The organism is Kitasatospora sp. NPDC101801 (assembly GCF_044766665.1).
Taxonomy (GTDB): Bacteria; Actinomycetota; Actinomycetes; order Streptomycetales; family Streptomycetaceae; genus Kitasatospora.
This window is the reverse complement of the sequence record NZ_JBIWML010000001.1, coordinates 623,427-648,016: the sequence shown is the minus strand read 5'-3', so window position 1 is coordinate 648,016 and position 24,590 is coordinate 623,427. Positions and strand designations below refer to the sequence as shown.

The 24,590-nt window shown below is 73.4% G+C and carries 22 protein-coding genes, 1 tRNA gene and 1 riboswitch; of the genes, 9 read left to right on the top strand and 14 right to left on the bottom strand.

Annotated elements, in window-relative coordinates; translation table 11 throughout:
- Positions 1-29 precede the first annotated feature (29 nt).
- The 11 genes from ACIRPK_RS02900 to ACIRPK_RS02850 form a co-directional block, all read right to left on the bottom strand.
- Positions 30-1,352, bottom strand: a complete 1,323-nt coding sequence (locus ACIRPK_RS02900; protein WP_403031986.1) for a bifunctional folylpolyglutamate synthase/dihydrofolate synthase — start codon at positions 1,350-1,352, stop codon at positions 30-32.
- Positions 1,349-3,124, bottom strand: a complete 1,776-nt coding sequence (locus ACIRPK_RS02895) for an AMP-binding protein (protein WP_403031983.1) — start codon at positions 3,122-3,124, stop codon at positions 1,349-1,351. The genes ACIRPK_RS02900 and ACIRPK_RS02895 overlap by 4 nt, the downstream gene beginning before the upstream one ends.
- Positions 3,121-3,960, bottom strand: coding sequence for a phytanoyl-CoA dioxygenase family protein (locus ACIRPK_RS02890; protein ID WP_403031980.1), 840 nt, complete (start codon positions 3,958-3,960; stop codon positions 3,121-3,123). The genes ACIRPK_RS02895 and ACIRPK_RS02890 overlap by 4 nt, the downstream gene beginning before the upstream one ends.
- A 56-nt stretch (positions 3,961-4,016) precedes the next feature.
- A complete protein-coding gene (locus ACIRPK_RS02885) occupies positions 4,017-5,198 on the bottom strand; it encodes an acyl-CoA dehydrogenase family protein (protein ID WP_403031977.1) in 1,182 nt (393 codons plus the stop codon).
- A 78-nt stretch (positions 5,199-5,276) separates the two neighbouring features.
- Positions 5,277-6,062 (bottom strand): SDR family NAD(P)-dependent oxidoreductase, encoded by a 786-nt coding sequence (locus tag ACIRPK_RS02880; protein WP_403031974.1) that lies wholly within the window; start codon positions 6,060-6,062, stop codon positions 5,277-5,279.
- 103 nt (positions 6,063-6,165) lie between these two features.
- Entirely contained in the window at positions 6,166-6,699 is a 534-nt protein-coding gene (gene folE, locus ACIRPK_RS02875; RefSeq protein ID WP_403032733.1) for a GTP cyclohydrolase I FolE, read from the bottom strand.
- Positions 6,700-6,865: 166 nt separating this feature from the next.
- Complete coding sequence (gene folP / locus ACIRPK_RS02870) at positions 6,866-7,765, bottom strand: dihydropteroate synthase (RefSeq protein ID WP_403031972.1); 900 nt, start codon at positions 7,763-7,765, stop codon at positions 6,866-6,868.
- 55 nt (positions 7,766-7,820) lie between these two features.
- The gene (locus ACIRPK_RS02865) at positions 7,821-8,162 is read right to left on the bottom strand and encodes a 4a-hydroxytetrahydrobiopterin dehydratase (protein ID WP_403031969.1); all 342 of its coding nucleotides are present in this window, start codon (positions 8,160-8,162) and stop codon (positions 7,821-7,823) included.
- A 367-nt stretch (positions 8,163-8,529) separates the two neighbouring features.
- A complete protein-coding gene (locus tag ACIRPK_RS02860; protein ID WP_403032730.1) occupies positions 8,530-9,681 on the bottom strand; it encodes a phosphoribosylaminoimidazolecarboxamide formyltransferase in 1,152 nt (383 codons plus the stop codon).
- A 38-nt stretch (positions 9,682-9,719) separates the two neighbouring features.
- A riboswitch (ZMP/ZTP riboswitch) is annotated at positions 9,720-9,805 on the bottom strand.
- A 60-nt stretch (positions 9,806-9,865) separates the two neighbouring features.
- Positions 9,866-11,323 carry a class I adenylate-forming enzyme family protein gene (locus tag ACIRPK_RS02855; protein WP_403031966.1) on the bottom strand — a complete coding sequence of 486 codons (1,458 nt, stop codon included), beginning with the start codon at positions 11,321-11,323 and terminating at the stop codon, positions 9,866-9,868.
- Positions 11,320-12,240 (bottom strand): transglutaminase domain-containing protein, encoded by a 921-nt coding sequence (locus ACIRPK_RS02850; RefSeq protein WP_403031963.1) that lies wholly within the window; start codon positions 12,238-12,240, stop codon positions 11,320-11,322. The genes ACIRPK_RS02855 and ACIRPK_RS02850 overlap by 4 nt, the downstream gene beginning before the upstream one ends.
- Before the next feature lie 313 nt (positions 12,241-12,553).
- Between ACIRPK_RS02850 and ACIRPK_RS02845 the strand changes: the two genes are divergently transcribed.
- The 3 genes from ACIRPK_RS02845 to ACIRPK_RS02835 are packed head-to-tail and all read left to right on the top strand — an operon-like array spanning position 12,554 to position 17,521.
- Positions 12,554-14,653 carry an ATP-binding cassette domain-containing protein gene (locus ACIRPK_RS02845; protein WP_403031961.1) on the top strand — a complete coding sequence of 700 codons (2,100 nt, stop codon included), beginning with the start codon at positions 12,554-12,556 and terminating at the stop codon, positions 14,651-14,653.
- Positions 14,650-16,464 (top strand): ATP-binding cassette domain-containing protein, encoded by a 1,815-nt coding sequence (locus ACIRPK_RS02840; RefSeq protein WP_403031958.1) that lies wholly within the window; start codon positions 14,650-14,652, stop codon positions 16,462-16,464. The genes ACIRPK_RS02845 and ACIRPK_RS02840 overlap by 4 nt, the downstream gene beginning before the upstream one ends.
- Positions 16,465-16,516: 52 nt before the next feature.
- Positions 16,517-17,521, top strand: a complete 1,005-nt coding sequence (locus tag ACIRPK_RS02835; protein ID WP_403031956.1) for a proline racemase family protein — start codon at positions 16,517-16,519, stop codon at positions 17,519-17,521.
- 56 nt (positions 17,522-17,577) lie between these two features.
- On the opposite strand, the gene ACIRPK_RS02830 is transcribed toward ACIRPK_RS02835, so the two are convergent.
- On the bottom strand, positions 17,578-18,384 hold the full coding sequence (locus tag ACIRPK_RS02830; protein ID WP_403031953.1) for a hypothetical protein: 807 nt from the start codon (positions 18,382-18,384) through the stop codon (positions 17,578-17,580).
- A 325-nt stretch (positions 18,385-18,709) separates the two neighbouring features.
- Between ACIRPK_RS02830 and ACIRPK_RS02825 the strand changes: the two genes are divergently transcribed.
- Both ACIRPK_RS02825 and ACIRPK_RS02820 read left to right on the top strand, forming a co-directional pair.
- Positions 18,710-19,078, top strand: coding sequence for a hypothetical protein (locus ACIRPK_RS02825; protein ID WP_403031951.1), 369 nt, complete (start codon positions 18,710-18,712; stop codon positions 19,076-19,078).
- Positions 19,079-19,145: 67 nt separating this feature from the next.
- Positions 19,146-19,742 carry a hypothetical protein gene (locus ACIRPK_RS02820; RefSeq protein ID WP_403031948.1) on the top strand — a complete coding sequence of 199 codons (597 nt, stop codon included), beginning with the start codon at positions 19,146-19,148 and terminating at the stop codon, positions 19,740-19,742.
- Between the two features lie 406 nt (positions 19,743-20,148).
- Here ACIRPK_RS02820 and ACIRPK_RS02815 read toward each other — a convergent pair.
- A tRNA-Leu gene (locus ACIRPK_RS02815) sits at positions 20,149-20,236 on the bottom strand.
- 235 nt (positions 20,237-20,471) lie between these two features.
- Here ACIRPK_RS02815 and ACIRPK_RS02810 point away from each other — a divergent pair.
- From ACIRPK_RS02810 to ACIRPK_RS02800, 3 genes are all read left to right on the top strand, one after another.
- Positions 20,472-21,785: a M20/M25/M40 family metallo-hydrolase gene (locus ACIRPK_RS02810; RefSeq protein ID WP_403031945.1), complete on the top strand. Its 1,314-nt coding sequence runs from the start codon at positions 20,472-20,474 to the stop codon at positions 21,783-21,785.
- Between the two features lie 266 nt (positions 21,786-22,051).
- On the top strand, positions 22,052-22,294 hold the full coding sequence (locus ACIRPK_RS02805; RefSeq protein ID WP_403031942.1) for a chaplin: 243 nt from the start codon (positions 22,052-22,054) through the stop codon (positions 22,292-22,294).
- Between the two features lie 236 nt (positions 22,295-22,530).
- Complete coding sequence (locus tag ACIRPK_RS02800) at positions 22,531-23,319, top strand: chaplin (RefSeq protein WP_403031940.1); 789 nt, start codon at positions 22,531-22,533, stop codon at positions 23,317-23,319.
- A gap of 76 nt (positions 23,320-23,395) precedes the next feature.
- Here ACIRPK_RS02800 and ACIRPK_RS02795 read toward each other — a convergent pair whose 3' ends face one another.
- Positions 23,396-23,605: a DUF5703 family protein gene (locus ACIRPK_RS02795; protein WP_403031937.1), complete on the bottom strand. Its 210-nt coding sequence runs from the start codon at positions 23,603-23,605 to the stop codon at positions 23,396-23,398.
- 320 nt (positions 23,606-23,925) lie between these two features.
- Here ACIRPK_RS02795 and ACIRPK_RS02790 point away from each other — a divergent pair, with 320 nt between their 5' ends.
- Positions 23,926-24,543 (top strand): hypothetical protein, encoded by a 618-nt coding sequence (locus ACIRPK_RS02790; RefSeq protein WP_403031934.1) that lies wholly within the window; start codon positions 23,926-23,928, stop codon positions 24,541-24,543.
- Positions 24,544-24,590 lie beyond the last annotated feature (47 nt).

Genomic DNA, 24,590 nt, shown 5'->3' with positions numbered 1-24,590 from the left:
GGTCCAGGGCCCCACGTGTCGGTGCCGGCTCAGTCGACCGGCAGCCGGTTGCGCACCGCGGCGACCAGGTTGAAGGACCCGGTGACGCAGATCAGGTCGGACTCCCCGGCCAGCGAGAGGGCCAGCAGGTAGGCGTCCCAGGGCTCCGCGACCTGATGGACCGGCAGGCCGGGGCGGAGCCGGCCGAGCACCTCGGCGATCTCCTCGGTGGGGCGGCCGGCGATCGCGCCGAACTCGGTGTGCGCCTGGTAGCCGGTGGCCACCACCACGTCGAAGCTGTCGGCCACCAGCCCGAGGGAGTTCTCGCCGTCCCGGCCGGGTGCCAGCGCGAGCACACCGATCCGCCGCCGGCCCGGGTACAGCTCGCCGAGCGCTTGGGCCAGCGCCTCCAGCTTGGGCGGGCAGTGCGCCCCGTCGAGCACCACCTCGGGCCCCTGACGGACGGTCTCCAGACGTCCGGGGACGGTCACTTCGGCCAGCGCGGCCCGCCAGACCGACTCGGCCACCGGCAGACCGCGCGCGGCCAGCGCCTCCACCGCGGTCACCGCGAGCGCGGCGTTGCGCACCTGGTGCCGGCCCCGGGCGCGCAGCCGCAGACCCGCACGCTCCCCGGCGGGGCCGGAGAGGCGCCAGGAGGTGCCCTCGGCGGTGACCGCGTCCACCTCCGCCACGAAGTCGCGGTCCAGTTCCAGCAGCGGGGCGCCGGTCGCGGCGGCCCGGGCCCGGATCACCTCGGCCAGATCGGGCCGGGTCACCCCGCTGACCGCGGGCACGCCGGGCTTGATGATGCCCGCCTTGTGGCCGGCCACCGTGCGGAGGCTGCCACCGAGCATGGACACGTGGTCGTCGCCGACGTTGGTCACCACGCTGACCAGCGGCTCGACCACGTTGGTCGCATCGGTGGTGCCGCCCATGCCGACCTCGACCACCGCGACGTCCACGGCGGAGTCGGCGAAGTACCGCAGGGCGAGGGCCGAGACCGACTCGAACCAGGTCGCCCCGATGCCGTCCACCAGACCGCCCAACTGCCTTGCCCGCGCCAGCAGTTCGTCCGGGCCGATGGCCCGGCCGTCGACCAGGAAGCGCTCGGTCAGGCTGCGCAGGTGCGGCTTGGTGGAGAGCCCCACCCGGTAGCCGCCGGCCCGCAGCATCTCGGCGATCATGCGCGCGGTGGAGCCCTTGCCGGCCGTGCCGCCGACGTGGACCACGGGCAGGCCGCGGTGCGGGTCGCCCAGCACGGCCATCAGCCGGCGGACCCGGGCGAGGTCGAACTCCTCGTCCCAGTGCCGGGGCCGCGAGGAGGCCAGCACGGCGTCGTAGAGGTCCTGCGGGCTCACGTCGAGGGTGGTCATGACGGGTCGTCTCCTCCCGCCGGCGGCACGGCGCCGCCGGTGCGTGCGGTCACCAGCCCGGCGAACTCGGCCAGGGTGGGGTGGGTGTACAGGGCGTCGGCGGGCAGTTCGACCGCGAGGACCGCCTCCAGCCTGGCCAGCATCAGCATCGCCCCCGCCGAGGTGCCGCCGAGGTCGAAGAAGCTCGCCGAGGGGTCGGCGTCCGGACCGTCGGCGGTGTGCTCGGCCCAGAGCGCGGCCAGCAGGGCCGGTCCGTCCACGGCGGGCGGCCCGGCCGGCCGGGGTGCCCGCTCGGGTGCCGGCCCCGGTCCGGCCAGCAGGTGCCGGCGCACCTTGCCGGTGGCCCCGCGCGGCAGCTCCGTGACGAAGCCGATCGCCGAGGGGACCTTGTGCCGGGCCAGCCGCTCGGCGGCGTACCGGCGCAGTTCGGCGGGGTCCACCGGGTGGCGGGCCACCACCGCCGCGGTGACCCGGTCGCCCGCCGGGCCGGCCGGCTCCCCGTACACGGCGACGTCGGCCACCGCCGGGTGCCCGGCGAGCACCGCCTCGACCTCGCCGGGCGAGACCCGCAGCCCGGCGACGTTGAGCACGTCGTCCGCCCGGCCCTCGATGCTCAGCAGCCCGTCGGCGTCGACCGAGCCGAGGTCGCCCGCCCAGAGCCAGCCCTCGCGGTCGATCGGCCGGACGTCGTCCGGCGAGACCCAGAGCCGACGCGGCTCCGCCCCGGCGTACCGGAGCCAGACCCGGCCGGTGCGGCCGGGCGGCAGTTCGGCGAAGTCCTCGTCGCGCACCGAGATCAGGGTCCGGCCGAGCGGTGCCCCGGTGGCCTCGGGCCGCTCCGGGTCGAAGACGATCGCCGCCCCGGCCGGCAGGATCTCGGTGGCTCCGTACATCCGGACGATCCGGGCCGCCGGGAAGATCCGCTGAAGGGCCGTCAGCAGGCCGGGCGTGGCGGCCGCGGTGGAGACGGTCACCACCCGCACGCTGCTCAGGTCGTACCCGGCCGCGCCCGACTCGACCAGGGCGGCCGCCGAGGCGGGCACCAGGCCGATCCGGTCGGGGCGGTGCCGGGCGACGGCCGCCAGCAGCCGGCGCGGGGACGGATCGGTCAGCCCGAGGTAGCTGCTGCCGCCACCGGTGTAGGCGCCGGTGAGGATGCGCTGCCCGCCGGCGGTGCCGATCACCGTGGAGTGCAGCGACCGCTCGGGCTCGGCGGGCACCACCAGACCGGACTCCGCGTCGACCGCCAGCGGTGCCAGCAGGTTGGCCTCCGAGCAGGCGATGATCTTGGAGTGTCCGGTGGTACCCGAGGTGCAGACCAGCTCGGCCGTCTCCGGGGGCGCCACCTCGGCCGGGGCCGGTCCGACGGCGGCCGGCCGCTCGGCGGCGTCCAGCCAGCGGGCGCCGCCGGGCAGCACGGCGGGCCGCTCGGCGGCGACCACGTGCGAGGGCCGGACCGCCTCGACCAGCTGCGCCACCTCGGCGGCCGTGAACCGGGTCGACACCGGCAGCACGGTGGCGCCGGCCTTGAGCACCGCCGCGTGCCAGCAGGCGAACGCGACCCACTGCTCCTCGCCGAAGACCAGCACCACCCGGCCGCCCGGCCGCACCCCGCGCTCGGCGAGCAGGCGGGCCAGCGCGTCCGAGCGGGAGTCCCAGGCGCCGTAGCTCAGCCGGGGCCCGTCCACCGTCTCCAGCACCACGTGGTCGGGCACCGTCGCGCCGTGCCGGCGCAGCAGTGCGACCCGGGTCGGCAGCGCGGCCGCGGTCATGCCGTCACCCGCGGGCCGCGCACCGTCAGTCGCGGATCCGCGGCCGGTCGCAGCGCGGTGGTGTCGCGGGCCACCAGGAACTCCGGCCGGGTCGGTGCGGCCGGGGCGTTGGCGACCGCGTTGTAGGTGATCAGCAGCAGGGCCCGGCGGTCCGGCGAGAGGTTGTCGGTGGAGGAGTGCACGATGCTCGGGTGGAAGGCGTGCACCACGCCGGCCGGGCCGATCACCAGCTCGGTGCCGTGCTCGGCGGCCAGCCGGGCGGCCCGCTCGGAGGTGACGGTGTAGGCGAGGTCGGCGGAGACGTGGTCACGCCAGTCGCCGGAGCGCCGGGCCCGGTCGGGCAGGTCGAGCAGGCCGAGCCGGTGCGATCCGGGGACGACGGTCAGCGGGCCGTTGTCCCGGTGGGCCTCGTCCAGCGCGACGGCGATGTTGACCGCGTCGGGCCGGGGCATGCCGTCCTCCTCGCGCCAGAACGCGTAGTCCTGGTGCCAGGGCCAGGCGGCGCCCTCGTACGGCTGCTTGAAGTTGACCTTGAACTGGTAGACGTAGACCGGTCCGCCGAGCAGCGTCTCGGCCAGGCCGACCAGCTCCGGCAGGCGGACCAGCGCGGCGCACAGCTCGTCCCAGTTGTGGCAGCCGTGGACGGCGCGGGTGGTGCCGCTGCCCTTCTCGTGGACGACCTCGGGCCGGTCCTGCCGGCCGAGTTCGGTGATCCGGCCGCGCAGTGTCGCCACGGACTCCTGGTCGAAGGTGAACGGCGCCGTGCACCAGCCGTCGGTGCGGTAGCGGTCGGCGGCATCCTGAACCGTGCTGCTCGCCTGGGTGGGGAGTGTCAACGTCGCCTCCTGGGCGGGATGGAAGGTGAACGGGCGGCTGCTCAGGGGAAGTTGCGTCAGAGGAAGTTGCTCTGCGGGACCAGCCCGAGGGCGACCTGCCCCTGCAGCTCCAGCGCGGTGTCCGGGTTGAGCGCCGCGTGCAGGCAGAGCGCCTGGATGTCGCGCCGCATCCGCTGGACCGGAACGTCGGCGCGGACGGAGGAGGCGCCGCAGGCCGAGCTGACCAGGTCGACGGCCTCGCGGCAGAGCTTGGCGACGTAGGCGGCGGAGGCCCGGGCGGTGGCGCGCTCGGCGAGCGAGTGCGACAGGTGCGCGACGCCCAGGCGTTCGGTGCGGGCCGCCAGGTCGTCGGCCAGCAGCCCGGCCAGCCGCAGGGTCAGGTCGACCTCGCCGACCTGACGGTGGGTGAGCGGGGCCAGGCTCTGGTCCGGGTACGGGCTGAAGGTGATCGGCCGCCCCGGTGCCCGTGCCACCAGGAACTCGGCGGCCGCGCGGGCGATGCCCAGCGGTGTCCCGACGTTGAGGGTCGAGAACAGCGGGAACACCTCGTACCTGGGCAGCTCGGGCGCCGCCCGCGGGTCGCCGCCGGGCAGTGCGGTGCCGGTCGGGAACGGCAGCACCCGCTCGGCCGGCACGGTCAGCTCCGCGCACTCCACGGTGTTGCTGCCGGTGCCCTGCAGACCCGAGGCGTACCAGTCGTCGTGGACGGTCAGCGCGGCGGTCGGCACCAGGACCAGGACGTGTTCGCGGCCGCCGTCGACGGTCGGCCGGAACGCCCCCAGGATGTCCCAGTGGGCGTCCGGCACCCCGGTGTTGTACCCCCAGCGGCCGGTCAGCCGGAGGCCGCCGGGCCCGTCCGAGAGCACACCGGTCGGGCTGAGGCTGACGCCGACCCGGGCCGTCGGGTCGGCGAACACCTCGGCGGCCGTGCGCTCGGGGAAGAGCCCGGTCAGCCAGGAGCCGGTGAGGTAGATGGACATCGTCCAGGAGGTGGCGGCGCAGCCCCGGGCCAGTTCGGCCAGGGTGCGCACCTGGGCCGGCAGACCGGCCTGCCGGCCGCCGTGGCGGGCGGGGACGGCCAGGCCGAACAGGCCCTCGGCCGCCAGCGCCTCCACCACCTCGGGCGCCAGGCGCCGGCGCCGCTCGGTCGTGGCGGCGTGCTCGCGCAGCAGCGGCACCAGCACGGTGGCCGGATCGGTCTCGGGTTCGGCGCTCTGCGCGCCCTGGGCGTCGTCCATGGGTTCTCCTCGCGTTCTCCTCGTCCCCGGACCCGGGTCCGGGGACGCCCGGGTGACGGCCGGTCAGCTGTCGGGCGGTCAGGTGGCGGGCGGCTCGAACCGGCCGTCGGCGACGGTCCAGCCGCCGTCGACGGCGAGCACCGCGCCGGTGACGAAGCTGGCGGCGTCCGAGGCGAGGTAGACCACCGCGCCGGCCAGCTCCTCCGGGCGGGCCCAGCGGTTGAGCACGCTCTTCTCCGCGTACGCCCGGTACCAGTCCGGCTCGGCCATGATCTGGGCGGTGAGCGGGGTCTCCACGATGCCGGGGGCGATCGCGTTGACCCGTACGCCGCTCGGCCCGAACTCGGTGGCCGCCGCGCGCAGCAGCTGGGTCACCCCGGCCTTGCTGGCCGAGTAGACGCCCTGGCCGGGTTCGAGGGTCACCGCGCGCATCGAGGAGAAGCCGATGATGCTGCCCCGGCCGCGGGCCGCCATCGGGCCGCCGAAGGCCCGGATGACGTCGAAGGCGCCGCGCAGGTTCAGCCCCACGACCCGGTCGAACTCCTCGCCGGAGTAGTCGAGCAGCCGCTTGCGCACGTGGGTGCCGGCGGTGAGCACCAGCACGTCCACGGCACCGAGTTGCTCGGCCGCCTCGGCCAGCGCCCGGCGGTCCAGCACGTCCAGCTCCAGGGCGGTGGCGGCCGGGTCGCACTTCTCGGCGGTCCGGGCCGCCGAGGTGAGGTCCAGGTCGGCGCAGATCACCTCCGCGCCCTGGGCCGCCAGTGCCTGGGCGGCCTCCCGGCCGATGCCGCTGCCGGCACCCAGGACGACCGCCCGGCGGCCGTCCAACCGGAACATGCTCGTGTAGTCCAGTGCGGTGGTCATGCTGGTGGACCCCTCGTGGTGGGCCGGGCGGCGGTCGCGCGCCGTCGGGCCGGGTGGATGGGTGGCCGTGGCCGGGTCGGCCGGACGACCGGTCAGGACTGGGTCAGGACTGGGTCAGGGCCAGGAACTCCTGGCGGGAGCGCGGGTCGTTGCGCAGGGTGCCGAGCAGGGTGGAGGTCACCGTGTCGGAGCCGCCGGCCCGGACCCCGCGCAGCGTCATGCAGGTGTGTTCGGCCTCGATGACGACGCCGACGCCCTTGGGGGCGAGACGGGTCTCCAGCCAGTCGGCGATCTGCTTGGTCAGCCGCTCCTGGACCTGCGGGCGGGAGGCGAAGTGCTCGACCACCCGGGCCAGTTTGGAGAGGCCGAGGATCCGGTCCTGGGGCAGGTAGCCGACGTGGGCCACCCCGACGAAGGGCAGCAGGTGGTGCTCGCACACCGAGCGGAGCGGGATGCGGCGGGCCAGCACCAGCTCGTCGTAGCCCTCGTCGTTAGGGAAGGTGGTGAGGTCGAACGGGCGCGGCGAGAACAGCTCGGCGTACGCCTTGGCCATCCGGCGCGGGGTGTCGCGCAGGCTCTCCGAGTCGGTCGGCACACCGAGGGCGACCAGGAACCGCTGGGCGGCCTCCTCGGCCATCGCCAGGTCGGGGGCGGAGCCCGTGCGGGCGACGTGGATGTGGTGCCCGGGGGCGGCCGGAAAGGCCGTCGGGCCGGCGGTGGCAGCGACAGGCATGGGTCCTTCTCGGGGTGGCGGGCCTGCTGGCCCGGGAGGGGACTGGTGGGTGGCGGGGGAGCGGGCGGCGTCAGGCGCCGGCCGGCCGGGGCCGCAGCAGCCGGTCGCACATCAGCGACGCCTGCTTGTTGAGCGCCACGTTGTGGATGCGCAGCATGTCGATCCCGGCGGCGATGCCGAGCCCGGTGAGGGCCACCGTGGCGCCGTCGCGCTCGGCCGGCGTGCCGCCGACCACCTCGCCGATGAAGTTCTTCCGGGAGTGCGACAGCAGGGCCGGCGCGCCGAGTTCGCGCATCGTGGCGAGGTTCTCGAAGAGCACCAGGTTCTGCGCGGGCGTCTTGCCCATGCCGAGGCCGAAGTCGGCGATCAGCCGGTCGGCGGCGATGCCCTGCTCCTGGGCGTACTCCAGCTGGGCCCGCAGGTCGGCCAGCACCTCGGCCAGCACGTCCTGGTAGCCGGGGTCGAGCCAGTAGCCGCCGTTGGCGCCGGTGACCGAGACCGACCTGCGGTTGTGGGTGAGCACCAGCGGGACCTCGCGCTCGGCCACCACCTTGGCGAGGTCGGCGTTCCAGCCGCCGTCCGTGGTGCGCAGGCCCCAGCAGCTGTTGATCATGTGGGCGCCGGCGTCCAGGGCGGCCTCGGCGACCCTGGCCTGGCAGGTGTCGACCGAGATCGCGACCGGCACCTCGCCGCTGACGGCCCGGACGATCGGGGTGACCCGCTCGCGCTCCTCCTCCCACGGCACCGGCGCGGCGCCGGGGAAGGTGGGTACGCCGCCGATGTCGACCACGTCGGCGCCGTCGGCCAGCGCCGAGGCGGCCAGCCGGACCGCTGCGGCGTCGGCGGACGGGGTGGCGTAGACGCCGTCACCGCTGAAGGAGTCGGGCGTGGCGTTGATGACGGCCAGGATGTAGGTGCGGCTGCCCCAGTGGATCTCCAGGGGGCCGACGGTGGTGGTTCCTGCGGACATGGTGCGAACTCCCTGTCGACGGGCGGGTGTCGGGTGTCGGAGGCCGGCCGGACGGTCAGCCGGCGGGGACGAGCGCGGTCTCGATGGACGCCGCCAGCGCCGCGTCCGCCTCGGTGACCGAGCCCAGCGTGTGGGTGTTGCACCGGAAGGTCAGCGAGAGCACCGCGGGCAGCTTCACGGCCGGGTCGTCCTGCGGGGTGCGGACCGGGGGACGCCAGCGGATCTCGATGTCGGGGTGGTGGTTGGCGGCCTCCGCGATCTGCTCCACCCGGCCGACCGTGGCGAGGAGTTCGGGGAAGGTCCGCGGCTCGAAGCCCCGTACCAGGGCGTTGTCCCGCAGCTCCCAGCCGGCCGGGACGGCCGGGGAGGTCGGTTCGGTGGCGGGCGTGCTGGTCATGGCTTCCTCCGGGAGGTTTCGGCTACGGACGCGGGCAGGCGCGGCCGGCCGCCGGTACGGGACGGGCGGCGGTGCGCGGACGGTACGAGCCACGGGGTGGCGGACTCTGGGGGCGACCCCGGCGCGGTGCGTCGGCGGACCTGCGGGGTGCCGGGGAGCGGCCGGTCTCGTTCGGACCACGGCCACAGCCCGTCGATCAAGGTAGTGAGCCCGGCGCGTTCACGTCCAGCGCCTGATGTTCGTTCAACTGCCTTTGTGCGTACTGAACTTGAACAGCGCCCGAGGGCCGGTCCGGACAGCCGAACGGCCGGAGCGCCGCGCACGAGTGGTGCGCGGCGCTCCGGCCGTCAGGGCGTACTGGTGGGGGTCAGTGGTGGAACAGGCGCAGTCCCGTCCAGGCGAGCGCGATGCCGAGCTCCCGGCAGGCGGCCTCGACCTCGTCGGAGCGGATCGACCCGCCCGGCTCGGCGATGCTGGTGACGCCGTGCCGGTGGGCGTGGTCGACGTTGTCGCGGAACGGCAGGCAGCCGTCCGAGACGAAGGAGACCCCGGTGAGCCGGTCGAGCCAGTCGGCCCGTTCGGCCGGGGACAGGGTGCCGGGATCGGCCTCGACCGCCTGGCGGAACCGGGCCCGCTCGTCCTCGGTCAGGTCGCCCTCGACCAGCCGGATCTGCCAGTTCACCCGGTCCTGCCGACGGATCTCGGGCCGGAACCTGAGGCCCTGGACCAGCGGGTGGCGGCGCAGCCACCAGGTGTCCACCTTGGCGCCGGCCAGCCGGGTGCAGTCCACCCGCGACTGCTGGCCCGCCCCGATGCCCAGGGTCTGGCCGTCGCGGACGTAGCAGACCGAGTTGGACTGGGTGAACCGCAGCACCGCGAGGCCGAGCAGCAGGTCGGTCCTGGCCTGCTCGGGCAGCGCGCCCACCTGGACGTCGGCCAGCAGGTCGGGGGTGAGCGCGAGCCGGTCCCGCTGCTGGGTCAGCCGCAGGCCGAAGACATCGCGGGACTCCTGCTCCGGCGGCTCGAACTCCGGGTCCGCCGCCATCACCAGGAAGCGGCCGTTCTTCTTCTTCGCCAGGACCTCCAGCACACCGGGCGCGTAGCTCGGGGCGACGATCCCGTCCGAGACCACCCTGACCAGCAGCTCGGCCAGTTCCAGGTCCACCTCGTGCGAGACGGCCACGAAGTCGCCGTACGAGGACTTCGGGTCGGCGTCCCGGGCGCGCAGGTAGGCGCTGGTCAACTCGCCCACGGCGGCGGCGTCCACGTCGTACAGCCGGGCGGTCGCCTCGTCCACCGGGCCGGCCAGCGCGGCGCCGGCCGGGGAGACGTGCTTGAAGGAGGCGGCGGCCGGCCGGCCCAGGGTCCGCTCGGCCTCCCGCACCAACTGCCAGGAGTTCAGGGCGTCCAGCAGGTTGATGTAGGAGGGCTGCCCCTGCAACAGGCGCAGCGGCACCCGGTCCGGGTCCACCGGGACGGCCCGCGCCGTCGCCTGCTGGGGGTTGATTCCGTAGCGCATGTCCACGCCGGTCTCCTCGGGATGATGGGGACAACGGGGGAAGACGCCCAGGCGGACGGCGTCGGCTCCGGAGGGAAGGCCGCTCCCTTGTGGTGCTCCACTCTCGCCAGTCACGACCGGCAGTGATCTTAGCTTCGGCTCGGAACAGCGGCAATCCGGGTTTGAACACCCGGAGTTCGTCGATCTAGCAGGAGTCGGCCAGCCGCAGGCGGTCCACCTTGCCGTGCGCGGTGAGCGGCAGCTCGGGCAGGATGCGGACCACCGGCGGCACCTTGTACTGCTCCAGCCGCCCCGCCAGCTCGGCGAGGAACTCGGGCAGCGTCCGGTCGGTCACCAGGAAGAGCGCGGCGGGCCGGTCTGCCGAGGGCGGGAGCACGGCCGCCTGGGCGACACCGTGGACGGCGAGCGCGGCCCGTTCGACCTCGGTCCCACCGACCCGGAAGCCGTTCTGCTTGTAGATGTCGTCCCGGCGGCCGGTCACGTGGAGGTAGCCGTCCGGGTCCAGCCACCCGTAGTCGCCGGTGCGCAGCTCCGTCGTGCCGTCCGGTCGGACCGGGAACCGGTCGGCGGTCAGCTCGGGGGCACCCCAGTAACCCGCCATCAGATGTGGTCCCCGGACCACGATCTGACCCTCCGTGCCGGGCTCCACCTCCCGTCCGTCCGCGTCCAGTACGACGCAGTCGGTGCCGGCCAGCGGGCGGCCCACCGAGCCCGGCCGGGCGGCCAGCTCCGTGGGCAGCAGGATGGAGACCCGCTTGCACTCGGTCAGGCCGTACATCAGGGCGAGACCGGCCTCCGGCAGCGCCCGGCGGACCGCCTCGACGAGCGGCTCGGTGAAGGCGGCTCCGGTGCTGGTCACCAGGCGGACCCGGGCCGGCGCGGTGCCGGCCCGGGTGACCAGCTGGACCAGGGCGGCGGCCATCGTGGGCATCAGCGGCAGGACGGTGGCGCCGCTGTCGGTGACCGCCCGGAGCAGGCGCGGCCCGGTCGCGGCGGGCGGCAGGACCAGCCGCGCACCCGCCAGGGTCGACAGGAACAGCTGGTAGAGCCCGTAGTCGAAGGAGAACGGCAGCGCGCAGAACACCGTGTCGTCGGCCCGGTAGCCGAGCCGGTCGGCGATGGCGCGGACGGCGAACAGCAGGGCGGCGTGCGGCGAGACCACTGCCTTGGGGGCGCCGGTGCTGCCGGAGGTGTAGATCAGCGCGGCCGGACGGCCGGGGTCGTCCGGCGGCTCCGGCGGGACGGGCAGGTCAGACCGGTCCGGCGGGACGGCCAGCGGGAGGGTCGGCAGGCCGGAGTCCCGGTGGAGCTCGGCCAGCGCCGGGTCGACCAGGGCGAGCACCGGGGCGCAGTCCTGGACGATGTGCGCCAGTTGGGGCGGACGCAGGCCGGGGTGCAGCGGCACCAGCACCGCGCCGGCCCGGGAGCAGCCGTAGACCGCCGCGGCGAGCGCGAAGGAGTTGGGCCCGTGCAGCAGGACCCGGTCGCCCGGCGTCACTCCGTGCCGGGCCAGGAGCGCGGCCACCGCCTCGGCCGCCGAGCGGAGCCGGTGGTAGTCGTAGTGGCCGTCGGCGTCGGCCAGGGCGGGCGCCTGCGGGGTGGCCGCCGCCCGCCGGGCGAGCAGGTGGTGCAGCTGGCTCATGCCGCCTCCGCCTCCCGGGTGCGCAGCGAGGAGCCGCAGTCGGTGCCGAGATGGGTGACCGGCCGCAGCGGCGCCCCGCCGAGCCGGTGGAACAGCCCGACCGGAGCCAGCGTCGTCGGCCACTGCTCCGCGCCGGGCACGCCCCAGGCCGCGAGCGCCTTGGGCAGCAGCGGGTCGACCGGGAGCCACTCGCCGTCGACCCGGCACTCCGCCCAGGTGTGGGTGGAGGAGAACGGGACGGCCACGATCAGACCGCCGGCCAGCCGGGCCTCGATGCCGCGCGTCCTGGCCTCGGCCACGATCGCGTGCGCCATCAGGATGCAGTCACCGATGCCGGTGCGTTGCATCAGCCCCGGTTCGGCGGCGGAGCCACCGGGCAGCAGGTAGTAGTCGACGTCGGCGAAGGAGTCCGCCAACTCACGCAGCACAGGCGGGAGTTCGCGGGGGCGACCGACCGCCCGGGTGGTCAGTGCGGTCAGCACCGCAGGTGCGCCCGGTGCGGCCTCGAAGGTGTCGCCCGGCCGCTCCCCGCCGAGGTCGACGGTGTACCGGCAGGGCCCCGGATGGCCGGGGTCGGGGCAGCCGACGGTGACCTCCACCCGATGGGCGGGCGGGGCGTCGGCCGAGGCGAACCGGCGCAGCGCGCGGAGCCAGAAGGTCATCACCCCGCGCCGCGCGGAGGGGAGCCGCAGGTAGAGCGAGACCGAGGCGACGTCGTCCTCGTCGAAGAGCGGGCCGTCGGCCGTCGGCCGGTACCGGAGCCCGGCGGCGATCAGCTCGTCGACGATCGGCGGCGTCATCCCGTAGCCCTTCTCCAGGGCGGCGAGCGGCAGCCGGAAGACCCGGTGGGAGTCGGGGATCCGGAGCAGCGGAGCGATGATCCGCGCCGGGGACGGGCCCTCGGCCGGGGTGGTCACGCGGGACCTCCTGAGATGGTCGGTCGGGGGTTGGGTGGGCGGCGGCGAAAACCTAGAACACTGCGGGAGATCCTTCAACCGGCGTTCGAACAGCAGGAGATGACGCCGCACCGGCCCACCGGACGGGTTCGACCCGGCGCGCCGGATCGGTATGGACATCGACTTCGGGCCGCTGCTAGCGTTCCGGGCTCGGTGCCCCTCGGGTACCCATCGGCGACCCTCGGGCGGGCCCTGCCTCCCGGGTCGAGCGCCCGTTCCCCGGGTCGATCGCTCGCCTCCGAGCGGATCGCTCCGTCCCCACGAAAGGCTCGTCGTGCCCGACTCGACCGTCCCGCCCTGGCGTGCCTTCCTCGCGCGCCGGGCCGGCCAGTGGCTGCCGATCCTGCGGCTGATGCCGGTGGCCGGCCGGGGGACCGTCGCCGTGGCGGTGCTGTTCAATCTGGTCCTCGGGCTGCTGCCGTTGGGCTTCGCAGTCGGGATGGCCGAGATGATCTCCCGGGTGCCGGCCGTGCTCGGCGAGCCGGGTGGGGACCTGACCGCCCTGCTCGGCCCGTTCGGGCTCGGCGTCGCGGCGTTGGTGCTCCAGCAGGTGTCGGCACCCTTCCAGCAGTGGCTGGGGGTGCTGATCGCCCGGCGGGTGGACGTCCACTGCGCGGGTCGGATGATGTCCGCCGCGCTGGGCGGGGTCGAGCTGGCGGCGCTGGAGGAGACGGCGGCACTCGCGTTGCTCGGGGACGCCCGGGAGGCCTTCCAGCGGTCCACGCTGACCCCGGGCGACGCCGTCGCCGGGACGCTGGCGCTGGTCTCCCGGTACGGCCAACTGGTCGGATCGGTGGTCCTGTTGGGGGTGCTCCTCGGTCCGCTGCCGGCCCTGGTCGCCGGGGTCACCGCACTGGTGATCCGGTTCGGACAGCGCGGCTCGCTCGGCCGGTTCGCCGACCTCTGGCGCGAACTCGGCAACCGCCGAAGGGAGTTGGCCTACCTGCGCACCCTCGGGTCGGGCCCGTCGGCCGCCAAGGAGCTGCGCGTCCTCTCGGCCTTCGACTGGCTGGCCGAGCGGCACGACACCGAGAGCGACCGGTATCTGCGCCTGCTCTGGCAGGGGCGCCGACGGCTGCTGTTCGCCCCGTTCCTCTGGTTCACCGCGGTCGGTCTGGCGGGGGCGACGGTGCTCTTGCTGACCCTGGTCCGGCAGACGCTGGACGGCGGACTCGGGCTGTTCGGAGCGGTGTTGGCGATGCAGACGGTCCTGGTGCCGATGCGCTTCGGGGTGTACTTCCCGGACAGTGACGCCCAGACCCAGTTCGGCCTCCAGGCGTTCCACGCCCTGCGCGACTTCGAACGGCACACCGGAGCCACCACGGCAGCCGACGCCGGGCCGGTCGCTCCGGCCGCCGAGCCGGCCGAGGTGATCCGCTTCGAGCAGGTCGGCTTCCGCTACCCGCACGGCGAGCGCCCGGTGCTCGACGGCCTCCAACTCGACCTCCCGGTCGGCCGGTCCACCGCCGTGGTCGGCGTCAACGGGGCCGGCAAGACCACCCTGATCAAGCTGCTCACCGGGCTGTACGAACCGACCGAGGGACGGCTCACCGTCGACGGCCGTGACCTGCGCACCCTGGACGTCCAGGGCTGGCAGAGCCGGCTGGCGGTGACCTTCCAGGACTACATCCGCTACGAGTCGACGGTCCGGCAGAACATCCTGATGGGCGCACCCGGCCGGGCCGACCGGCTGCCCGACTCCGCCCTGGCGGCGGCGATCGACCGGGCGGACGCCAGAGGCCTGATCGACAGCCTCCCGGACGGCCTGGACACCGTGCTCTCCCAGCGCTACCAGGGCGGACAGGACCTCTCCGGTGGTCAGTGGCAACGCATCGCGCTGGCCCGGGCGTTCTACGCGGTCGAGGCGGGCGCGCGGGTGCTGGTGCTGGACGAGCCCACCGCGCAGCTCGACGTCCGGGCCGAGAGCGAGTTCTTCGACCGCTTCCTCACCCTCACCGAGGGCCTGACCACCGTCGTCATCTCGCACCGCTTCTCCACCGTGCGCCGGGCGGACCACATCGTGGTGCTGGACGGCGGCCGGGTGTCCGAACGCGGTACCCACGAGGAGTTGCTCGCCCTGGACGGCACCTACGCCCGGCTCTTCCACCTCCAGGCGGCCCGCTTCGGCCCCACCGGAGGCGGCGGCGCCGCGCCCGATGGCGCCGCGTCCGACGACACCGAGCCGGACGGCGCCGCGTCCGACGACACCGAGCCGGACGGCGCCGCGTCCGACGACACCGAGCCGGACGGTGCCGCGTCCGACGACACCGAGCCGGACGGTGCCGCGTCCGACGACACCGAGCCCGATGGCGCCGCGTCCGACGACACCGAGCCCGACGGCGCCGCGCAGCCGACCCTGGAGTCCGCCCGATGAGCCTGGTCCTGCTCGCCGCCCGCCGTCTGGGCGGGTTGGCCCTCCGGCGCGGCGGACGCCGCCTGGCGGTCGCGGCCGGCCTGCTGCTGCTCGGCCACCTCGCCACCCCCGGCATCGCGCTGGCCCTGCGCCGACTGACCGACGAGGCGCTGGCCGGTCACGACGGCGCCGCGACCGTTGCCGCCGCAGTCGCTGCCGCGCTGCTGCTGGCCGAGCTGATGCTCGGTCACTTCGCCCACCTCTCCTACTTCGAGGTCGGCGAGGAGGTGGAGAGCCGGCTCCACCGCGAGCTGGCCGAGGTCTCCAACGGCGTGCCCGGCCTGGCCCACGCCGACCGGCCGCTGTTCGCCGACACGGTGACCATGGTCCGCAACGAGCTGGGCCGGGTCCGGGCCGCGCTGGAGGCGTTGCTCCAGTTCCTCGGCCTGGCCGTGCAGGCCGTGCTCACCACCGTGCTGCTCGGCTCGGTCAGCCCCTGGCTGGCGCTGCTGCCGCTGGCCGCCGTCGCGCCGGTGTGGCTGGGCCGCCGCGCCCAGGAACTGTCCGAGGCCGCCCGCGAGGCGACGGCCGAGCGCACCCGGTTCGGTCACCACTTGCTGGGCCTGGCCACCACCGCCCGGTCGGTGACGGAGTTGCGTCTGCTCGGTGGCGGCCCCGAGCTGATCCGGCAGTACACCGCCACCTGGCAGGCGGCCTCCGGAGTGCTGACCCGGGCCGAGGCCAAGGCGGCCGGCCTGCGCGCGCTCGGCCAGCTCTGCTTCGCCGCGGCCTACGGTGGCGCCGTCCTGCTGGTGGTCGCCCGGGCCGCCGCCGGTGCCTCCGGGGTCGGGGACGTGGTGCTGGTGATCGCCCTCGCCGTGCAGGTGGCCGTACAGGTCTCCAGTGCGGTCAGCCAGTTCGGCGTGGTGCAGGGCGCGGGGCGGACGGCCGAACGGCTGGACCAGCTGCGCCGGTGGTCCCGCGCCGAACACGGTGAGCCCGCCGCCGCAGCGGCTCCGGTGCCCGGCCGCCCGGTCGGCGCGGCGCCCGCCCGGCTCCAGCAGGGCATCCGGCTGGAGAACGTCGGCTTCCGCTACCCCGGCAGCGACCGGCCGGCCCTGAGCTGCGTCGACCTGCTGATCCCGGCGGGTGCCACCGTCGCCCTGGTGGGGGAGAACGGCGCGGGGAAGAGCACCCTGGTCAAGCTGCTCTGCGGCCTCTACCGGCCGACCGAGGGCCGCATCCTGGTGGACGGCACCGATCTGCGCGACCTCACCCCGGCCGCGTGGAGCGCCAAGGTCGCCCCGCTGTTCCAGGACTTCGCCCGGCTGGAGCTGCTGCTCCGGGAGAGCGTCGGGGTCGGCGCCGTCGACACCATCGACGAGGACGCGCCGGTGCGGGTCGCCCTCGCGGCGGCCGGTGCCGAGCCGGTGCTCGCCTCCGTCCCGGACGGCCTGGCCGGGCTGCTCGGCCGGGGCTACGGCGACGGGGCCGAACTCTCCGGCGGGCAGTGGCAGTTGCTCGGCCTGGCGCGCTGCCTGATCCGTCGCGACCCGCTGCTGCTGGTGCTGGACGAACCCGCCGCCGCCCTCGACGCGGCGGCCGAGCACGCGCTCTTCAACCGCTTCGACCGTACGGCGGGGGCGGCCGCCCGGGAGCACGGCGCCGTGGTGCTCTTCACCTCGCACCGCTTCTCGACGGTCCGGCAGGCCGAACTGATCGTGGTGCTGGAGCACGGCTCCGTCCGCGAGTGCGGCGGCCACGCCGAGTTGATGGCCCAGGACGGCCCGTACCGCGAACTGTACGAACTCCAGGCCCGCGCCTACCGCTGACCGCACCCGCCGTCCGGGCGGCTTCGCGGACCGACCCAGTACCGGAGACCCCATGCACAGCCGACTCGTCCTGCACACCGTCGAGTCCCACACCGAGGGCATGCCCACCCGGGTGGTGACGGGTGGCGTCCCCCCGATCCCCGGCGCCACCATGGCCGAACGCCGCCGCCACTTCCTGGCGCACCTCGACCACCTGCGCACCCTGCTGATGTACGAGCCGCGTGGGCACTCCGCGATGAGCGGGGCGATCCTGCAACCGCCGACGCGGCCGGACGCGGACTGGGGCGTGCTCTTCATCGAGGTCTCCGGCTGTCTGCCGATGTGCGGTCACGGCACCATCGGAGTGGCGACGGTGCTGGTCGAGACCGGCATGGTCACGGTCACCGAGCCCCGGACGCTGATTCGCCTGGACACCCCGGCCGGCCTGGTGGAGGCGGACGTCGAGGTCGCGGACGGCCGGGCGCGCAGCGTGACCCTGCGCAACGTGCCGTCCTTCGTGGACCGGTTGGACGCGGTGGTCGAGGTGCCCGGCCACGGCCCGCTCCGACTGGACCTGGCCTACGGTGGCAACTTCTACGCGATCCTCCCGATCGACCGGGTGGGCCTGCCCTTCGAGCGGAGCGAGGGAGCCCGGATCCTGAGCACGGGCGCGGCGATCATGGACGCGGTCAACGAGCAACTCCGCCCGGTGCACCCGGAGTTCCCCGAGATCGCGGGCTGCCAGCACGTCCAGTTCCTGGCCCCCGGCTCCACCGCCCGGCACTCCCGGCACGCGATGGCGATCCACCCCGGCTGGTTCGACCGCTCGCCCTGCGGCACCGGCACCAGCGCCCGACTCGCCCAACTGCACGCCCGGGGCGAGCTGACGGTCGGCGACACCCTGGTGAACGAGTCCTTCATCGGCAGCCGCTTCACCGCCACCGTCCTGGAGCGGACCACGGTGGCCGGCCGTCCCGCGATCGTCCCCGCCGTCACCGGCCGGGCTTGGCTGACCGGCACCGCCCAGTTCTTCCTGGACCCCGAAGACCCGTTCCCGGCCGGCTTCCTGCTCCAGTAGCCCACCGTCGCCCAGCCCCGGCGCCGCCGCCGCCTGGTCTCGGAAGTGACCCGAGGTCAGATGACGGAGAATCGATCGAGCGCGAACCGCAAGGCATCGGGCTCCACGTGGATCCCCCCGCCGAAGGGGTGGTTCATCGCTGACAACAGGGTCAGCACGCCCACCAACAGCAGTGCCAGCCCGCCGATGCCGACGATCCCCGGCCAGGTCAGCTCCTGGATCTGGAGCGCGGCGGTGGCCACCAGCAGTACCGCGGACAGGATCAGCCCGATCCAGAGGTAGTTCGGAACCTCCTGGGAGACGGCCAGCATGCGCGCGCGCCGGGCGTCGCCCACTTCCCTGAGCGCCAGCAGCGAGTCCCGCGCGAAGGTCTGCTCCTGCTTGGACTCACCCGCCGTGTCCTGCAGCTTCCGCCGCAGCTCGTCGTACAACTGCTGGGCCCGAGGGCTGGATCGGCCCTTCGCCATCACGGGCCACTCGTCGTCGATCACCGTGACGGTGTACTCCCGCGCCAGTTCACGGACCTCCGTGCGTGGCGTCTCCGGCAGCGGGCGCGTCGCCCAGTAGAGGTTCACCAGGCTTGAACCCTCGTTGCTGACCTCGTCGCCGGCCTTGCTCAGGCTCGCACCGGCGGAGACGATCGAGAGGGCCAGAATGAAGCTGAACAACGTCCTGTTGAGGGCCGAGAAGTGTTCGACGCCGTCCTTCAGCGCGGACCCTTCGCGCCAGCGCTCCGGGACGTACCGCACCATGAGGACCAGGGCGAGAATTGACACGACGACGGACGAGATCGCCAAGGCGATTGCGGATAAGCTCACAAGCGGAGTCAACTCCACCGGGGCGCCCCAGGTATGGTCCACCATTGAACTTCCACTCCATGGGGTTCACGGGAGCGGTCGGCGTTTACCGGTGCGCCGTACGCGATGCATACGACGGGTGCGCGTCCGGATTGACGCCTCGACCTCGCCGGTGCCGGTGCCGCCCCGTCAGCGGTGCGGCGGCGCGGCCGGGCGGGGTCGAAGGTGCCGTCGGCGATCCGGCGTGCCAGCAGGCCGAATTGGTGCCGCACGGAGGTACACACATGTGCGACGCCATCACGCCCGTGTCGGCGGGTACGGACCCGCGAAACCTCATCCTCCCGGAGGTTCGCGCGCTGATCATCACGACCATCCGGGCCCAGCACCGGAGGTGGACGAGAAGCGCGCGGAACTGGGGGTCGGTCAGATGGCGGCGTTCCTGACCGCCTGCGCCACCAGTGGCCGGCCGCTGAGCCCGTCGCCGGAGGTGGACGACTACTGGCACGCGTTCGTGCTCAACACCGAGGCGTACCTGGATTGGTGCACGGCCAGCTTCGGCAAGATGGTGCATCACAAGCCGGGTTACCTCGACCCGGAGGAGCACGGCGGCGGGAAGGTGCTGCGGGCCCGAGCCATCGACGCCATCGCGGAGTTGGGGTTCCTGCTCGAACCGGACTTCTGGCCGGAGATCGAGTTGGCGAACTGCTCGCAGTGCCACGCCAACTGTTCCGACAGCCCGTTCACGGGTCACAAGGGCTGACCTAGCAAGATGGCCGGAGCGCCCGCCGGGGGCTCCGGCTCACCCCGTTCAGACAAAGGAACAGGCAGTGTCGTATCAGCGCACCGAATGGGCTCAACTTCCCACCGAGGCACGGGAAGCGGTGGAGCGTCACACGGGGCAGGTGCTCAGCGCCCGGAGCGCGGAGACCGGCGTCATGTCCGCCTTCGCCGGCATGCTGGACACCCGGCACGGTTCGGTGTTCGTGAAGGCCGTCCCGACCGACAGCCCTACCGCATGGGTTCACCGGCATGAGGCCCGGGTGACGGCTGTAGCTCCGTTGGCTCCGGCGTTACTCTGGCAGGCCGAGGGTGGCGGTTGGTCTCTCTACGGGTACGGCGCGCTCGCGGGCAGGCCCCCCAGCTTTGCCACCGGCTCTCAGGATCTTCGCCCGCTGGTCTACGCCCTGACTGTCGCGTCCGGGCACCCGTGGCCGATCGAGATCAGTAAGAAGCCGCTCAGTGACCGGCTGGCCCGGTTCGTGCCGCCAGGTGGTGAGGGTGCCCTTGATGGCCGGACGCCGGCCCACACCGATGCTGGGGAGTTCAATCTTCTGGTGACCGGTCCGGTGTCCGGATTCTCGACTGGGCGCTGTCCTGTCCGGGGCCGGAGTGGACGGACGCTGCCCTGTTGGTGCCCCGGTTGATCGCCGCCGGGCATTCGCCGGAGCAGGCCGACTATGTGGCTCGGCACGTCCCGGCTTACCGCGAGGCCGACCCGGAGCGGCTGGCGATCTTCGTCCGGACCATTCACGCGTTCTGGTCGAGTCGCACGGCAGCGGACCCGTTGCCCCAACGGGCCAAGCTCACGGAAGCGGCTCAGCGGTGGGTGTTCTCCCTCGTGGCATTGAACCGTTCCGGGGTCGGTAGGGACTCGATCATTTGAGAGGATCGAGTCACGGCACGTCCTTCTCAGAAGTCGGCCGCTGGCAGTGCGCGGCGTATGGGGCTGTCTTCCCTGGTCTGACAAGGGAATCGCTCGCCTGTGGGTCACGTGGTTGGTCACGCCACAGCTGGAAAAGCAAAAAACCCCACGTGAAGTGGGGTCTGAGCTGGTGTCCGAGGGGGGACTTGAACCCCCACGCCCGATAAAGGGCACTAGCACCTCAAGCTAGCGCGTCTGCCATTCCGCCACCCGGACCGGGTGTCGTCTTCGCGGCCTGTTGCCCGCGTCGACATGTGTAACTGTAGCAAGGAACGGCACCAGGACCCAAAACCGTCCCTGGCAGTGGCCCTGCGGCTTGGATCCGGGGGAATGGCCTTGGGGCGGGGCGGGTCCTGGGGGAGGATGGCGGGACGGTGCCCGCAGGGCTCCGGCGTTGGGTGCCGGAGTGGCGTGGAGGTGCGCCGGGTGGGCGAGACGACGAGGAGTGACCGTGAGCGAGTCGAAGGTGACGGCTGAGTCGGAGGTCGCCGAGATCTGTCGGGACCTGATCCGGATCGACACCAGTAACTACGGTGACGGTTCGGGTCCGGGGGAGCGGAAGGCGGCGGAGTACGTCGCCGAGCAGCTGGCCGAGTTCGGGCTCGAGCCGAAGATCTACGAGTCGGCCAAGGGCCGGGCCTCGACCGTGGTGCGGATCGAGGGCGAGGACCGTTCGCGGCCAGGGCTGCTGATCCACGGCCACACCGACGTGGTGCCGGCCAACGCGGCGGACTGGACGTACGACCCGTTCGCCGGCGAGATCGCGGACGGTTGCGTCTGGGGCCGTGGCGCGGTGGACATGAAGGACATGGACGCGATGACGCTGGCGGTCGTCCGCGACCGGCTGCGGACCGGGCGGAAGCCCCCGCGCGACCTGGTGCTCGCCTTCGTGGCGGACGAGGAGGCGGGCGGCACCTACGGTGCCCGCTACCTGGTGGACCAGCATCCGGAGCTGTTCGAGGGCGTCACCGAGGGGATCGGCGAGGTCGGCGGCTTCTCCTTCACCGTCAACGACCAGGTGCGGCTGTACCTGGTGGAGACGGCGCAGAAGGGCATGCACTGGATGCGGCTCACCGTCGAGGGCCGGGCCGGCCACGGCTCGATGGAGAACGACGACAACGCGATCACCGAGCTGTGCGAGGCGGTGGCCCGGCTGGGGAGGCACAGCTTCCCGCTGCGGGTGACCAAGACCGTGCAGGCGTTCCTGAACGAGCTCTCGGACGCGATCGGCGTGAAGCTCGACCCGAACGACATGGACGAGACGCTCCGGGTGCTCGGCGGCATCGCCAAGATGATCGGCACCACGCTGCGCAACACCGCCCAGCCGACCATGCTCGGCGCCGGGTACAAGGTGAACGTGATCCCCGGCCAGGCCACCGCGCACGTGGACGGTCGCTTCCTGCCCGGCTACGAGGAAGAGTTCCTGACCGAGCTGGACAGCGTGCTCGGGCCCCGGGTGAAGCGGGAGAGCCTGCACTACGACAAGGCACTGGAGACCGACTTCGACGGTGCGCTGGTGGAGGCGATGCAGTCGGCGCTGCAGGCCGAGGACCCGATCGCCCGGGCGGTGCCGTACTGCCTGTCCGGCGGCACGGACGCGAAGTCCTTCCAGGACCTGGGCATCCGCTGCTTCGGCTTCGCGCCGCTGCAGCTTCCGCCGGAGCTGGACTTCGCCGGGATGTTCCACGGCGTGGACGAGCGGGTGCCGGTGGACGGCCTGAAGTTCGGCGTGCGGGTGCTGGACCGGTTCATCGACGCCTGCTGAACCCCGACCAGGGTGGACGGCCCGCCCCGGGGATGCCCCGGAGGCGGGCCGTCCGCTTGTCGGAGCTAATGACGAGCGGCACGGCGAAACGCCGTGTGCAGAAAGGATTCCTCCAGTAGTCAACTGGGCGACTGTGTGTGCGAGTTGTCACCGCTACGGGTGATTGGATGATCCACTCCGTACCCCGTTCGGCCCAGCGTCGTTCATCCATGTGCAGGCCGGAACGACGGCCTGTGGGACACAGGAATCGACCAGGAGGAATACCCATGAAGGTCAAGAAGATCGTCGCAATCGCCGCCGCCACCGGTGGTCTGGTGCTCGCGGGTGCGGGTGCCGCCGCCGCTCACGGTGGCGCGGCCGCGAACGGTTTCGCGACCAACTCGCCGGGTGTGCTGTCCGGTAACAACGTCCAGGTTCCGGTGCACGTGCCGGTCAACCTCTGCGGCAACACCGTCAGCGTGATCGGCCTGCTGAACCCGGCGTTCGGCAACAACTGCGCCAACTTCTAGCCGTCACCGGCCGTCCCGGCCGGATCGACCGCTGAGCGAGTGAGACCGACGGACCCCCGGCAGCAGCCGGGGGTCCGTCGTCCGTGCGGGGGCGGCGCGCGGCCGCTCCCGCCTCGTCACTCGATGGGGTGAAAGCCCTCGTTCGGCTCAACCGGTGAACCCGTCAGCTCGTTGTTCGGTGTACCGGGGAAGACCGTGTCAGGAATTCCGACAATCACAACTCATCAGGGGAGTACATGCGTCAGGTCGCAAAGAGGGGCATCCTCACCGCAGTCGCCACCGGCAGCGTGCTGGCCTCGGCGTCGGGCTACGCCTACGCGAGCTCGGACGCGCAGGGTGTGGCCGCCAACTCGCCCGGGGTCGGGTCCGGCAACAACATCCAGGCGCCGGTGGACATCCCCGTCAACGCCTGCGGCAACACGGTGAGTGTGGTCGGCCTGCTCAACCCCGCGATGGGCAACGACTGCGCCAACGGCCCGGGCCCGGGGAAGGGCTCCGAGCACCGGGGGGCCGACGCGCACGGCAGTGCCACCAACTCGCCGGGCGTCCTCTCCGGCAACAACATCCAGGCCCCGGTCTCGGTGCCGATCAACGCCTGCGGCAACTCGGCCAACGTGGTCGGCATCGGCAACCCCGCCTTCGGCAACGACTGCGGCAACGTCGCCACCCCGCCGCCGCCCGCCCAGGACGAGGACTGCCACCCCGGCACGCACAGCCCGCCGCCCGCGAGCACCCAGCCGCCCGGCACCACCCCGCCGGTGACCGAGGGCACCGGCTCCGGCCACGGCGCGGGCCGGGGTGGCCTGCCCGGTGCGGACGAGATCGGCACCCCGGCGACCGGGGCCCGCCCCGTCTCGTACACCGAGACCCCGCCGCCGGCCCCGGCCCAGGCGGCACCCGCCGCGGCGAGCCGCGCGCAGCTGGCGCAGACCGGCTCGGAGGGCCTTCAGCTGATCACCGTGGCCGGCGCGGCCCTGCTGCTCGGCGGCGGCGTGCTCTACCGCCGCTCCCGGGTCGGCGTCTGAGCAGCCGAAGCACCCTGAGCAGCCGGAGCACCCGACCGTGAGGAGGGGGTGGGCCCGCCGGGCCCGCCCCCTCCGCTCACCAGCTGCGGACCTGCCGGATGATCCGGCGGCGCAGGCGGACCGTCCGACGGCCGTCCGGGAAGAGTTTCAGCCTGTCCAACTCCCAGTGCCCGTACTCGGCGTGCTCGGTGAGCAGCTGACGGGCCGCGTTGCGGCTGGTGCCGCGCGGGATGCTCAGCGACTGGTACTCGTACTCCGGCTGCCGAACCAGCTTCGGTGGGGTCAAGACTCTCCTCCTGCGGGACGCTTGCAGGCAAGGGTACGACCTGCCTGCGACAACCAGGGCTTGCCGGGACCGTCGGGCCCGCTTGCCGCGTCTGCCGAGCCTGAGGTGGGCGCGGCTGACAGTCAATCAGTTTTGGTACCACTGACGAGATACCCCGGCTCGGTGGCCGCGACGCGCCCGGTCGGGGGCGCGGATGCACCGGTCCGGGCGCGGTACAGATCCGTCCGGACCGGACATCCAGGCGGAAGTTGCGGTGAATTCCCGGAAGTAGACGACAACCCCTGTGCATGTTGTGCCCGGGGGGAGATAGCGTCAGCACCATGTCTGATGCCGCGCAGCACTCCATCATCGACGTACGGGCCGCCGCCGAGGCGGTCAAGTCCGCCATCGACCGCCACCTGGCAGCGGTCTCCGGTCCGACCACCGCGGATGATCCCGCCGTGGTCGGCGCCTACGAGGAGCTCGCTGCGGCGGCCATCGCCTACGACCAGATCCTGTACGAGGTCTACGACGAGGTCACCCCGTTCGAGGTGCCCGGCGACGAGGGCGCGGGCGGGTACGCGGGTCCGGACCAGCCGGAGGCGATCAGCGTGCTGATCCGCCGCGACTACCTGGTGACCGATCCGAAGCGGCTGCGCGAGCAGGCCGAGCGGGTGGACGACACGCTGACCCCGGGCGGCGACCCGGCGGGCGGCGCGGTGAACGCCGCGATCGGCGTGCTGTTCGGGGAGTACGAGCCGGACGAGATCGCGGCCCGCTGCGAGGAGTTCGGCCTGGAGGAGGGCGACTCGACGCTCTGGGTGGCGGCCACCGAGCCGGCCGACCCGGGCGAGTGGCTGGCGGAGCCGTTCGACGGGGCCGACCCGCAGCTGTTGATCTGCCGGTTCGACGTCAGCGAGGTCTACGACGACGACCTGGACGGGCTCGACGAGGAGTAGCCGACCGGCGCGACGCGAGCGGGGGCGGGGCCACAGTGGCCCCGCCC